This is a genomic window from Bradyrhizobium sp. 40 (genome assembly GCF_023100925.1).
Lineage (GTDB): Bacteria > Pseudomonadota > Alphaproteobacteria > Rhizobiales > Xanthobacteraceae > Bradyrhizobium.
Genome location: NZ_CP064688.1, coordinates 5,268,932 through 5,280,889, shown reverse-complemented (window position 1 = coordinate 5,280,889; position 11,958 = coordinate 5,268,932). Strand labels below are relative to the sequence as shown.

At 64.0% G+C, this 11,958-nt stretch carries 11 protein-coding genes; 5 read left to right on the top strand and 6 right to left on the bottom strand.

Annotated features, from left to right (window positions below; genetic code table 11):
* Positions 1-29 precede the first annotated feature (29 nt).
* On the bottom strand, positions 30-1,163 hold the full coding sequence (locus tag IVB40_RS25450) for a nitronate monooxygenase (RefSeq protein WP_247816669.1): 1,134 nt from the start codon (positions 1,161-1,163) through the stop codon (positions 30-32).
* 303 nt (positions 1,164-1,466) lie between these two features.
* On the opposite strand from IVB40_RS25450, the gene yghU reads away from it, so the two are divergent.
* On the top strand, positions 1,467-2,348 hold the full coding sequence (yghU, locus tag IVB40_RS25445; protein WP_247816668.1) for a glutathione-dependent disulfide-bond oxidoreductase: 882 nt from the start codon (positions 1,467-1,469) through the stop codon (positions 2,346-2,348).
* 135 nt (positions 2,349-2,483) lie between these two features.
* Here yghU and IVB40_RS25440 read toward each other — a convergent pair whose 3' ends face one another.
* The 3 genes from IVB40_RS25440 to IVB40_RS25430 all read right to left on the bottom strand — a co-directional run bounded on the left by IVB40_RS25440 (position 2,484) and on the right by IVB40_RS25430 (position 5,219).
* Entirely contained in the window at positions 2,484-3,761 is a 1,278-nt protein-coding gene (locus IVB40_RS25440) for an acyl-CoA dehydrogenase family protein (protein ID WP_027568951.1), read from the bottom strand.
* A gap of 272 nt (positions 3,762-4,033) precedes the next feature.
* Complete coding sequence (locus tag IVB40_RS25435) at positions 4,034-4,414, bottom strand: VOC family protein (RefSeq protein WP_027568952.1); 381 nt, start codon at positions 4,412-4,414, stop codon at positions 4,034-4,036.
* 25 nt (positions 4,415-4,439) lie between these two features.
* Positions 4,440-5,219: an SDR family oxidoreductase gene (locus tag IVB40_RS25430; RefSeq protein WP_247816667.1), complete on the bottom strand. Its 780-nt coding sequence runs from the start codon at positions 5,217-5,219 to the stop codon at positions 4,440-4,442.
* 165 nt (positions 5,220-5,384) lie between these two features.
* On the opposite strand from IVB40_RS25430, the gene IVB40_RS25425 reads away from it, so the two are divergent.
* Genes IVB40_RS25425 through IVB40_RS25415 form a run of 3 tightly spaced genes read left to right on the top strand, consistent with a single transcriptional unit; the run spans position 5,385 to position 7,536 of the window.
* Positions 5,385-6,173: an enoyl-CoA hydratase/isomerase gene (locus tag IVB40_RS25425; protein ID WP_247816666.1), complete on the top strand. Its 789-nt coding sequence runs from the start codon at positions 5,385-5,387 to the stop codon at positions 6,171-6,173.
* Complete coding sequence (locus IVB40_RS25420; RefSeq protein ID WP_247816665.1) at positions 6,170-7,156, top strand: phosphotransferase family protein; 987 nt, start codon at positions 6,170-6,172, stop codon at positions 7,154-7,156. Before IVB40_RS25425 ends, IVB40_RS25420 begins: the two co-directional genes overlap by 4 nt.
* 2 nt (positions 7,157-7,158) lie before the next feature.
* Entirely contained in the window at positions 7,159-7,536 is a 378-nt protein-coding gene (locus IVB40_RS25415) for a DUF6285 domain-containing protein (protein ID WP_247816664.1), read from the top strand.
* A 162-nt stretch (positions 7,537-7,698) separates the two neighbouring features.
* Here IVB40_RS25415 and IVB40_RS25410 read toward each other — a convergent pair whose 3' ends face one another.
* Positions 7,699-8,478 carry an enoyl-CoA hydratase-related protein gene (locus IVB40_RS25410; RefSeq protein ID WP_247425972.1) on the bottom strand — a complete coding sequence of 260 codons (780 nt, stop codon included), beginning with the start codon at positions 8,476-8,478 and terminating at the stop codon, positions 7,699-7,701.
* 210 nt (positions 8,479-8,688) lie between these two features.
* On the opposite strand from IVB40_RS25410, the gene IVB40_RS25405 reads away from it, so the two are divergent.
* Positions 8,689-9,963 carry an acyl-CoA dehydrogenase family protein gene (locus tag IVB40_RS25405; RefSeq protein ID WP_247816663.1) on the top strand — a complete coding sequence of 425 codons (1,275 nt, stop codon included), beginning with the start codon at positions 8,689-8,691 and terminating at the stop codon, positions 9,961-9,963.
* Between the two features lie 197 nt (positions 9,964-10,160).
* On the opposite strand, the gene IVB40_RS25400 is transcribed toward IVB40_RS25405, so the two are convergent.
* Positions 10,161-11,741 (bottom strand): fatty acid--CoA ligase, encoded by a 1,581-nt coding sequence (locus IVB40_RS25400; RefSeq protein WP_247816662.1) that lies wholly within the window; start codon positions 11,739-11,741, stop codon positions 10,161-10,163.
* Between the last annotated feature and the right edge of the window lie 217 nt (positions 11,742-11,958).

Below are 11,958 nucleotides of genomic sequence, written 5' to 3'. Positions count from 1 at the left end.
GCTGCGCTCGCAATGACGGTATGTGGCAATCACTCCGCCACCAGCGCATTCATGTGCTCGACGGCTTCGGCAAACTCTTCCTTGAACTCCTGCACCACCGCGCCGGCCGATTTCACGCTGTCGATCAGCCCGACGCCCTGGCCGACAAAGTAACTCACGAGATCGCGGGCCTTCGCGTTGCCGCCCGCCGCCGCGCGGTCGATCGCGTTGAAGGCGTCGCGGCTGACGATGCTTTGCAGCGGCATCGGCAATGCGCCGGGGCTCTCAGGTGCGCGGTCCCAGGCGTCGGTCCAGACCGAGCGAAGCTGCCGTGCCGGCTTTCCGGTGCGGCCCTTCGAGCGCACCGCATCGCGCGACGATGCCGCGATCATCTTCTCGCGAAAGATCTCCGTGGTCTCGGCCTCGACGGTGGCAAGCCACACCGAGCCGGTCCAGGCGCCGGCCGCGCCCATCGCCATGCAGGCCGCCATCTGCCGTCCGGTCATGATGCCGCCGGCCGCCAGCACCGGCACGTCGCGGATATTCTTGATCGCCTTGATCACCTCCGGCACCAGCACCATGGTCGAGACCTCGCCGCAATGGCCGCCGGCCTCGGTGCCCTGGACCACGAGGATATCGACGCCGGCCGCGACCTGGCGCAGCGCGTGCTCCTTGGCCCCGACCAGCGCAGCGACCGGCACGCCGTGCTTCCTGCCCATCTCGATCATGGCCTTCGGCGGCACGCCCAAGGCATTGGCGATCAGGCGGATCGGGTGCTTGAACGAGACCTCCAGCAGCTCCAACGCGGTCCTGCCATCGAACGGCTGCGGCTGGTTGTCGGCGACCTCGGTGGTCGTGAGTTCGATGTCGTATCCCTTCAGGAGATCGCGTGTGTAGTCGCGATGCGCCTGCGGCACGCGTGCTTCAAGGCTCTTCCAGGTGACGTCCTTCTCGCCCGCAGTCGAGATGTTTTCGGGGATCAGCACATCGATGCCGTAGGGCTTGCCGTCGACGTGATCGTCGATCCATCTCAGCTCGCGCTCCAGCGTATCCGGCGTGTGCACGGTCGCACCTAACACGCCAAATCCGCCGGCGCGGCTGACGGCGGCGACGACATCGCGGCAATGGCTGAAGGCGAGCAGGGGGAAATCGATGCCCAGCATGTCGCAGATCGGCGATTTCATCGTTCCCTCCGGCGGCCTCGCGTTGCTGTCATTGCAATCTTGAGCGAAGGCTCATCGACGCTAGACCATCGTCTTGCGCAATGCCAATCCGGATTTGGCAGCGCATCTTGCGTGCACACGCCGTATTGCGCGAAGCGGTACGCCCGGCTCGACAGATGCGGATTCTCGTGATGCCCGTCCTCGGCAACGTCGGATGCATGACGCGGCCTCGAGGCCCGCGCCGGACGCAGGGCCGGCAGGGCTTGCCATCGGCCGTCCGTGGGCTAATTAATGCAGGCGCATCTTTTTCGCCGGAGCCCTCTCATGACCGACGCCCCCGCCTACGTGCCGCCGAATGTCTGGACCTGGAACAAGGAAAACGGCGGACAGTTCGCCAGCATCAACCGTCCCATTGCCGGTCCCACCCATGACAAGGAGCTGCCGGTCGGCAAGCATCCCTTCCAGCTCTATTCGCTGGCGACGCCGAACGGGGTGAAGGTCACGGTCATGCTGGAGGAGCTTCTGGCGCTCGGCCACATGGGCGCGGAGTACGACGCCTGGCTCATCAAGATCAGCAACGGCGACCAGTTCGGCAGCGGCTTTGTCGACATCAATCCGAATTCCAAGATCCCGGCGCTGATGGACCGCTCCGGCCCGGAGCCGATCCGGGTGTTCGAGTCCGGCTCGATCCTCTTCTACCTCGCGGAAAAGTTCGGCGCGTTCCTGCCGAAGGACATCAAGAGCCGCACCGAGGCGATGTCGTGGCTGTTCTGGCAGATGGGCAGCGCGCCCTATCTCGGCGGTGGCTTCGGCCATTTCTACGCCTACGCGCCGACCAAGATCGAATACGCCATCGACCGTTTCGCAATGGAGACCAAGCGCCAGCTCGACGTGCTCGACCGCCGGCTCGCCGACAACGAATATCTCGCCGGGAACGAATACACCATCGCCGACATGGCGGTATGGCCCTGGTACGGCGCGCTCGCCAAGGGGCTGGTCTATGGCGCCGGCGAATTCCTCTCGGTGCAGGACTACAAGCACGTGCAGCGCTGGACCGACCAGATCGCCAAGCGCCCGGCCGTCAAGCGCGGCCGCATGGTCAACCGCGTCTCCGGCGATCCCGCCAGCCAGCTCCACGAGCGGCATGATGCCGGCGATTTCGAGACCAAGACGCAGGACAAGATCGAGGCAGCGAAGCCTGCGTGAAGCTATTCGCAGATGTCGTAGGGTGGGCAAAGCGAAGCGTGCCCACCACTTCTTGCGATAGGATGGTGCGCACGGCGCGCGAAGAGCGCACCTTTGCCCACCCTACGGCTCTTCCCGAGCGGGAAGAGGTAGCGCTCACGCCATGCTCAGCTCGTGGCGTCCCACCACCATCCAGTGCACCTCGTCCGGACCATCCGCGAAGCGCAGATGGCGGACATCCTGGTACATTTCGGCGAGCGGGGTCCAGTGCGAGATGCCGGTGGCGCCGTGCATCTGGATCGACTGGTCGATGATCTTGCAAGCTCGCTCCGGCACCATGGCCTTGACCATGGAGACCCAGACGCGGGCCTCCTTGTTGCCGAGCACGTCCATGGCCTTGGCGGCCTTCAGCACCATCAGCCGCATCGCCTCGATCTCGCAGCGCGCCTGCGCGATGATCTGCATGTTGCCGCCGAGATGGGCGATCTTCTTGCCGAATGCTTCGCGGGTGAGGCCACGCTGCACCATCAAATCGAGCGCCTTCTCCGCCTTGCCGATGGTGCGCATGCAGTGATGGATGCGGCCCGGGCCCAGCCGAAGCTGCGAGATCTCGAAGCCGCGGCCTTCGCCGAGCAGAATGTTCTCCTTGGGCACGCGCACATTGTTGAAGCGCATATGCATGTGGCCGCGCGGCGCGTGGTCCTGGCCGAACACGTACATGGGGCCGAGCACCTCGACGCCGGGCGTGTCGCGCGGCACCAGGATCTGCGACTGCTGCTTGCTCGGCGCCGCATCCGGATTGGTCTTCACCATCACGATGAGGATCTTGCAACGGGGATCGCCGACGCCGGAGATGTAATACTTCTCGCCGTTGATGACCCATTCGTCGCCGACGAGCTTTGCACTCGTCGAGATGTTCTTGGCATCGGAGGAGGCGACGTTCGGCTCGGTCATGACATAGGCCGAGCGGATCTCGCCGTTCATTAGCGGCTTCAGCCACTTCTCCTTCTGCTCCTTGGTGCCGACGCGCTCCAGCACCTCCATGTTGCCGGTATCAGGCGCCGAGCAGTTCATGCTCTCCGAGGCCAGCGGGCTCTTGCCGAGCTCGGAGGCGATATAGGCGTAGTCGAGATTCTTCAGGCCCTGGCCGGTCTCGTCGTCGGGCAGGAAGAAGTTCCAGAGGCCTTCCTGCTTGGCCTTGTTCTTGGCCTTCTCCAGCACCTCGAGCTGCTTCGGCGTGAAGCTCCAGCGGTCTTGCTTGCCTTCGCCGGCCTTGGCGAACTCGATCGACATCGGCTCGACGGTGTCGCGGATGAACTTCCTGACGTGATCATAGAGCGGCCGGACCTGGTCCGACATCCTGAGGTCGTTGAGCTCGTCGCCGGGATTGAGGGTGTAGTTGGTGGTGCGGGGAATATAGGTGTGTTTTGTCATTGTTCCTCCCGGGGGCGCTGAGATCGTGTTGGACGCGAGAATAGTCGCAGCGTCGCCAAAGTGCGAGCGCCCATTTTTCAACGCGAGCCATGCCATGCGATGGAATATCGCGGGCGTTTGAAATGTTGTTTGAATGGGGCTGTATTCTCGCTGTCATCGCCCGACTTGATCGTACGATCCAGTACTCCGAGGCGTTTGTAGTTTATGGAGAAGCCGCGGCGTACTGGATGCCCCGGTCGAGCCGGGGCATGACAGAGGTGGTTGCGGCTGGCTCAGTTCGCCATCCGATGCATCGCGCAGATCTTGTTGCCATCGAGGTCGCGCAAATACGCGATATAGAGATTGACGCCGGGGCCTTGGCGGATGCCGGGAGGATCTTCGCAGGGAATGCCGCCGGCAGCGATGCCGGCCGTATGCCATGCATTGACCTGCTCCGGCGAGTTGGCGGCAAAGCCGATGGTGCCGCCATTCGCAGGCGTCGCCGCTTCGCCGTTGATCGGCTTTGTGACCGAGAACACGCCGGTCTTGGTGATGTAAAAGATGCGATGGCCGTCGACGCGCGCCGGCCGCACCTCGAGCGTGGACAGCAAATTGTCGTAAAAGGCCTTGGCCTTGTCGAGGTCGTTGGTGCCGATCATGACGTGTGAAAACATGTGCCCGTTCCCCTCATTATGAAAATCAAAACGCCGTATAACCGCCGTCGATCACGAACGTATCCGCCGTGTGGTACGACGACGCCTTGCTCATCAGATACACCGCGATGCCGCCGAAATCGCTGGCCTCGCCGAAGCGGCGCACCGGAATTCGCGGCATCACGTTGGCCACGAATTTTTCGTTAGCCATCAGGCCCGACGTCATCTCGCTCTTGATCCAGCCGGGTAGGATCGCATTCGCGGTGACGCCGTGGCGCGCCAACTCGACGCCGAGCGCGCGGACCAGCGCGTTGATCGCGGCCTTGGTCGCCGCGTAGTGCTCGTTGCGGGCGGTGCCGAAGATCGAGGCGAGGCTCGAGGTCGCCACCAGCCGGCCGAAGGGATCGCCCGCTTCGGCGCGCCGGGTCATGTGTTTTGCGGCCGTCTGGAACGCGTGGAACACGCCGTCGAGATTGGTCGCAAACATTGTGCGCCATTCCTCTTCGGTGCGTTCGATGAAGGAGCGCCGGCCGCCGCCGCCGATGCCGGCATTGGCGAAGCAGCCGTCGACGCGGCCGAATGTGTCCAGCGTGGCCTTCATCGCGGCATTGACCGAGGCCGGGTCGGTGACGTCGCAGACCCGCGCGTCGACCTTGCCGGGCAAGCCCGCCAGGCTCGCGGCAGCGCTGCTGTTCTTGTCAGGATTGCGGCCCCAGATCGAGACGTTGCAGCCCTGGCCGGCGAGCGCCTGCGCGATGCCGAGTCCGATCCCGCCATTGCCGCCGGTGATCACGGCGACCCGTCCTGAAAGGTCGAAAAGGTTCATGGCGCGTTTCCTGTTTTTGCTTGGCGCGCATCAGCCGCTGCGCGCAAGATTGCTTGCTATGCTCCGATCACCATGGACAAGACCGCGCCAAAAATCAAATATGCGCCCCGGCAAAAGCAATTCCGGTCTGCGAAACTGGTGCAGGCCGCAACTCACGAGGAAACCATGCAGTTCAAACACGTCACGCTCGATCTCGATGGTTCGGTCGCGATCCTCAAGCTCGACCATCAGGAGGTGATGAACGCGGTCTCCGTCGACATGCTGGGCGGTCTTGCGGAAGCGCTCGACGCGATCGAGGAAAAGAAGGGCGAGGTGCGCTGCGTCGTGCTCACCGGCGCGGGACGGGCGTTCTGCACCGGCGCCAATCTGCAGGGCCGCAATAACCAGTCGAAGAAGACCAAGGCCGGCCTGACGCTCGAGACCGGCTTTCATCCCTTCCTGCGCCGCATCCGCAATCTGCATTGCCCGATCGTGACTGCGGTCAACGGCCCGGCGGCCGGCGCCGGCATGAGCTTCGCGCTGCTCGGCGACATGATCCTGTGCGCGCGCTCGTCCTATTTCCTGCAAGCCTTCCGCCGTATCGGCCTCGTGCCGGATTGCGGCTCGACCTGGCTCTTGCCGCGGCTGATCGGCAAGGCACGCTCGATCGAATTGTCGCTGATGGGCGAGCGGCTTCCCGCCGAGAAGGCGCTGGAATGGGGCCTCGTCAACCGCGTCTATGATGACGGCGTGCTGATGGAGGAGGCGATGAAGCTCGCGCGCGACCTCGCCAGCGGCCCGACGGTCGCGCTGTCGCTGATCCGCAAGCTCTATTGGGACAGCCCGGAAAATTCCTTCGAGGATCAGCTCAATCTCGAATTCCAATGCCAGCTCCGCGCCGGCGACACGGATGATTTCCGCGAAGGCGTCGGCGCGTTCCTGGAGAAGCGCCCTGCGCAGTTCAAGGGCAAATGATCGAGCCCGAGCTCTCCCGCAGCGTTGCGCGCTGGTGCAAGGGGGCGACCGGCGCGACCGGCGCGGCCAAGCTGTCCGGCGGCGCCAGCCAGGAGACCTGGCGCTTCGACATCGTGCATCCCGACGGGCCGATCGGTGCGATCTTGCGCCGCTCGCCGAAAGGCTATGGCGCGGCGCCGACGCGCGCGGCGGGTCTTGCCGCCGAAGCGCAACTGATGAAGCTCGCCTATGAGGCCGGCGTGCCGTCGCCGCGCGTGATGCATGTGCTGGTGCCCGACGACGATCTCGGCACCGGCTTCATCATGCAGCGGGTCGAGGGCGAAACCATCGCGCGCAAGATCCTGCGCGACGACGAGTTCGCCGCGGCGCGGCCGCGTCTCGCACGGCAGATCGGCGGCGTGCTCGCGAAGCTGCACAGGCTACCAGGCGACAAATTGCCCAAGCTGCGCAGCCGGTCCGCGACCCAGGAGATCGGCGAGTTCGAACGCGATTATCGCAGCCTGGACTGGCCAAAGCCGGTGTTCGAATTGGCGCTGCGCTGGCTGCGCGACCAGGACCCGGGTCCCGCCGGCGAGACGACGCTGGTGCATGGCGATTTCCGCAACGGCAATCTCATCATCGGTGCCGACGGCGTGCGTGCGGTGCTGGACTGGGAGCTCGCCCATCTCGGCGATCCCATGGAGGATCTCGGCTGGGTCTGCGTCAACTCCTGGCGCTTTGGCGAGATCGACAAGCCGGTCGGCGGCTTTGGCTCGCGTGAGGAGCTGTTCGCCGGCTATGAGGCGGCTGGGCGGAAGGTCGATCCATCGCGTGTCAAATTCTGGGAAGTGATGGGCACGCTGCGCTGGGGCATCATGTGCGGCGGCATGATGCAGCGCTTTCGCGAAAGTCCGGACCATTCGATGGAACGCGCCATGATCGGCCGTCGCGCTTCCGAGACCGAGATCGATCTGTTGCGGCTGCTCGCGCCGCGGGGGAGTTGACCATGCAGGACGAGCCGACCCCGATCGAGCTGACCAGGTCAGTCGCCGATTTCCTCCGCAACGACATCACGCCGCTGATCTCCGGCCACCAGGCTTTCAAGCTGCGCGTCGCCATCAACATCCTCGATCTCGTGACACGGCAGTTGACGCGGAAGGAGGGGAGCGATGCTGCGGAGGTGGCGCGGCTGCGCGAGTTGCTCGGCATGGACGGCTCGGTCACGGACCTGAACCGCGCGCTCGCCGAGCGCATCGCCAAAGGCGAGGTCGATCTGGCAACGCCGGGCCTCGCCGAGCATCTGTGGCAGACAACGATGGACAAACTTGCCGTCGACCAGCCGAGTTATGCATCGTACAAGCGCGAGTTGGGGCGAGACGGGTAAGCGGCGCCTAATTCTCCGCGGTCATCGCCCGCGAAGGCGGGCGATCCAGTATTCCAGAGACGGCAGTGATTGGGCTGAGAAGCCGCGGCGTACTGGATGCCCCGGTCAAGCCGGGGCATGACGCCGGTGGTGTTGAGTCGTGACGGGCGGAGAGAGACCGCCCTACTTCCCCACCCATTTCGGAGGTCGCTTCTCCGCAAACGCCTTCGGGCCCTCGATGTAGTCCTGCGAGGCCACCATCGCCTTCACCGCCGGATATTCCCGCTGCTCCTCGATCGCCTGCTCCAGCGACACGCCGAGGCCCTTCTGGATCGCCTGCTTCGAGGCGCGGATCGACATCGGCGAATTCTTGGTGATCATCTCGGCCCAGCGCAGCGCGGCCGTGAGCGCCTCGCCCTGCGGCACCACCTCGTTGACGAAGCCGAGCTCGTGGCCCTCCTTGGCGCTGACATGGCGCGCGGTGAGGATCATGCCCATGGCGCGCTTCAACCCGATCTGGCGCGGCAGCCGGTGCAGGCCTCCGGCAAGCGCGGCCAGCCCAACGCGCGGCTCGGGCAGGGCGAAGGTCGCGTTCTCCGAGGCAATGATGAGGTCGCAGGCCAACGCGATCTCGAAACCGCCGCCCATGGCGACGCCGTTGACCGCGGCAATGATCGGCTTGTCGCAGTCGAAGCGCGCGGTGAGGCCGGCAAAGCCACCCTTGTCCCAGCCGCGCTTGCCGCCGGCCGCCTGCCACTTCAGATCGTTGCCGGCGCAGAACGCCTTGTCGCCGCTACCGGTGACGACCGCGATCCACTGCTCGGGATCGGCGGAGAAATCGTCAAATACCTTTTGCAGCTCGAAATGCGCGTCGGTGTGCAGCGCGTTGTAGACCTCGGGCCGCGACAGTGTGACGATCGTGATCGGCCCCTTGCATTCCACCTTTGAGAACTTCAGCTCCATGGTCGCTCCGCATTTTCTCGTGAAGGAATATTGCGGCCATACTAGCGCGCAGGCGCGTTTCAACACCATCGAATTGCGCGGGCGCGCCTTGCGCCTCTCACACGCCTCGCATTGCTTGACTTGGCGGCGCTCTTCTCACCTTAATCGTGCGAAGTAAAGCTGCGCCCAGCGCCTTAACACAAAACGAAAAGACACCCGGGAGAGAGAGCCGTGGATTTCTCATTGCCTGCCGATCTCGTCGCCTATCTCGCAGAGCTCGACCGTTTCATCGAACGCGAGATCAAGCCGCTGGAGGAAGCCGACGACAACATCCGCTTCTTCGATCATCGCCGCGAATGCGCGCGCACCGATTTCGAGAATGGCGGGCTGCCACGCCACGAATGGGAAGCGCTGCTGCGCAAGGCCAAGGATCTCGCGGACGCCGCCGGCCATCTGCGCTTTCCGGTGCCGAAGCAATATGGCGGCAAGGATGGCTCCAACCTCTGGATGGCCGTCATCCGCGAGCACTTTGCAGCCAAGGGGCTCGGTCTGCACAACGATCTCCAGAACGAGCACTCCATCGTTGGCAATTTCCCTGTCGCGACCATGCTGGATCGCTATGGGCGCGACGACCAGAAGGCGATGATCGATGGCTCCATCAAGGGCAAGTACCGCATCACCTTCGGCCTGACCGAGCCAAATCATGGCTCCGACGCCACCCACATGGAAACGCGCGCGGTGCCGGCGACCCACGACAACGTCAAGGGCTGGATCATCAACGGCGAGAAGATGTGGACCACCGGCATGCACGTCGCCACCCACTGCGCGCTGTTCGCGCGGACGTCAGGCAATGACGGCGACGCGCGCGGTATCACCTGCTTCCTGGTGCCGGCCAAGAGCCATGGCGTGAAGATCGAAGAGTACATGTGGACCTTCAACATGCCGACCGATCATCCCCGCGTCAGCTTCACCGACGTGTTCGTACCGGAGGACGCGCTGTTCGGCGAGGTCGGCCGCGGCCTGTCGCTGGCACAGTGCTTCGTCCACCAGAACCGCATCCGGCAGGCGGCGAGTTCGCTCGGCGCGGCTGTTTATTGCATCAACGAGAGCGTGAAGTATGCGCGTGAGCGAAAACCGTTCGGCAAGGCGCTGGCCGAGAACCAAGCGATCCAGTTCCCGCTGGTCGAGCTTGCGACCCAGGCCGAGATGCTGCGCCTGTTGATCCGCAAGACCGCCTGGGAGATGGACAAGCTCACCGAGGAGCAGATCGAGCGCACGCTGTCCGACCGCGTCTCGATGTGCAATTACTGGGCAAACCGCCTCTGTTGCGAATCCGCCGACCGCGCGATGCAGGTTCACGGCGGCATGGGCTATTCACGCCACAAGCCGTTCGAGCACATCTACCGCCACCACCGCCGCTATCGCATCACCGAGGGCAGCGAGGAGATCCAGATCCGCAAAGTGGCGGGATTTTTGTTCGGTTATATGGGGCCCGGGAAGCATTAGAGGATTGTCGCGAGCGGAGCGATCCAAAGTCTTTCCAGAGAGACGGTCTGGATTGCTTCGTCGCAAGGGCTCCTCGCAATGACGGAGGAGAGAGGCGCGCATCTGCCTCCACACCGTCATTGCGAGCGAAGCGAAGCAATCCAGAAATGTCGCCTTGGGCGGAGCTCCCGATTGCACGATCGCTTCTCAAAGCGAGCCTAATTGACCCGCCGGTTCTTCCCCGCCCAGTACGGCTCCCTCAACTGCCGCCGCAAGATCTTGCCCGACGGATTTCGCGGCAATGCCGGCAGGAACTCCACGCTCTTGGGCGTCTTGAACCCGGCGATGCGCTCGCGGGTGAAGTTGATGATGTCAATGGCGGTCGCCTGCTTGCCGGGCTTCATCACCACCACGGCCTTCACCGCCTCGCCCCATTTGTCGTCGGGTATGCCGATCACGGCAGCTTCCGCGACGTCGGGATGATCGCATAGCGCGCTCTCGACCTCGGCCGGGTAGATGTTCTCGCCGCCGGAGATGATCATGTCCTTGATGCGGTCGTGGATATAGAGATAGCCGTCTTCGTCCATGTAGCCGGCATCACCCGTGCGCAGCCAGCCGTCGCCGCGCAGCGTCGCGGTGGTCGCTTCCGGCAGGTTCCAGTAGCCTGCCATGTTTGAGCCCGAGCGCGTCGCGATCTCGCCGACCTCGCGCGGCGGCAGCGGCTTGCCGTCCACATCAAGGATCGCGATCTCGACGCCCGGCAGCGCCTTGCCGGCCGAGCGCATCCGCTCCAGCCCCTCGATATGATCCTCCGGCGGCAGCGCGACGATGGTGCCGGTGGTCTCGGTCATGCCGTACATCTGCACGAAGCCGCATTTGAAGATCTCGATGCATTCCTTCAGCAACGCCGCCGGGATCGGCGAGGCGCCATAGAGCATGTATTTCAACCGCGAGAAATCGACCGTTTTCGCGCGCGGCTGCCGCACCACGAACTGCATCGCTGCGGGCACCATGAACAGCTTGGTGATGCCGGACTGTTCGAAAAAATCCAGCACTTTTGTCGGATCGAACTCGCGCGCGATCACGCCGCGGGCGCCGTGATAGAGCCCCATCACGCCCCAGCCGGAACCGCCGATATGGAAGATCGGCATCGCGACCAGCGACACGTCGTCGGTCGACCACCGATTCCACTCGGGTTTGTCCTCGGCATTGCCGGTTTGCACGAGATTGAGGAAGTTCGCATGCGACAGCATCGCGCCCTTCGGCTTGCCCGTCGTGCCCGACGTATAGAGCTGGATCGCGATGTCCTTTGTGTCGATCCCCACCTTGGGATCATCGCCACTCTGTGCATCGCGCCAGGCTGTATAATCAGGCCATTCCGGCGCGCCGCCTTCGGTGGTGACGACGCTGCGCACGCCCGGCAACTGATCCTTGATCTGGCGGACCTGGGTGATGAACTCAGGTCCCACGAACAGCACCGGCGCTTTGCAGTCGCCGACGATGAAGGCGACCTCGGGGCCCGCGAGCCGCCAGTTCACCGGCGCCATCACCACGCCGGCCTTCATGGCGCCCATCAGCAGCTCGAAATAGATGTCGCTGTTCTTGCCGAGATAGGCGATGCGCTCGTCGCGTCTCACGCCCATCGCGATCAGCGCATTGGCGACGCGATTGGTCTTGATGTCGAACTCGGCGAAGCTGGTGACGCGGCCTTCGAACTCAAAGGCGATCGCGTTGCCGCGGCTCTTGGCGCGCTCGCGAACCATGTCGGCGAGGTCAGCCAATGGCTGTGTGGTGGACATGTCTCTCCCGTGACGTCTTGTTTTTATGGTGCGGAGTGTGGCGTCATCCGCGGGCGATGACAAGGCGGGAGAGGGTCGTTCGCTCTCTCAACATTGTCGTCCTGGCGAAAGCCAGGACCCATAGCCGCAAAACGCAATTTGGCGAAGACTGGCCATGACCAATCTTCGCCAGACAAGATCTGGTGTGTATGGGTCCCGGCCTTCGCCGGGACGACAG

Excerpts from the sequence above, each read along its gene's own strand:
- IVB40_RS25450 (WP_247816669.1), bottom strand. The coding sequence starts at position 1,163 with ATGAAATCGCCGATCTGCGACATGCTGGGCATCGATTTCCCCCTGCTC.
- yghU (WP_247816668.1), top strand. The coding sequence starts at position 1,467 with ATGACCGACGCCCCCGCCTACGTGCCGCCGAATGTCTGGACCTGGAAC.
- IVB40_RS25440 (WP_027568951.1), bottom strand. The coding sequence starts at position 3,761 with ATGACAAAACACACCTATATTCCCCGCACCACCAACTACACCCTCAAT.
- IVB40_RS25435 (WP_027568952.1), bottom strand. The coding sequence starts at position 4,414 with ATGTTTTCACACGTCATGATCGGCACCAACGACCTCGACAAGGCCAAG.
- IVB40_RS25430 (WP_247816667.1), bottom strand. The coding sequence starts at position 5,219 with ATGAACCTTTTCGACCTTTCAGGACGGGTCGCCGTGATCACCGGCGGC.
- IVB40_RS25425 (WP_247816666.1), top strand. The coding sequence starts at position 5,385 with ATGCAGTTCAAACACGTCACGCTCGATCTCGATGGTTCGGTCGCGATC.
- IVB40_RS25420 (WP_247816665.1), top strand. The coding sequence starts at position 6,170 with ATGATCGAGCCCGAGCTCTCCCGCAGCGTTGCGCGCTGGTGCAAGGGG.
- IVB40_RS25415 (WP_247816664.1), top strand. The coding sequence starts at position 7,159 with ATGCAGGACGAGCCGACCCCGATCGAGCTGACCAGGTCAGTCGCCGAT.
- IVB40_RS25410 (WP_247425972.1), bottom strand. The coding sequence starts at position 8,478 with ATGGAGCTGAAGTTCTCAAAGGTGGAATGCAAGGGGCCGATCACGATC.
- IVB40_RS25400 (WP_247816662.1), bottom strand. The coding sequence starts at position 11,741 with ATGTCCACCACACAGCCATTGGCTGACCTCGCCGACATGGTTCGCGAG.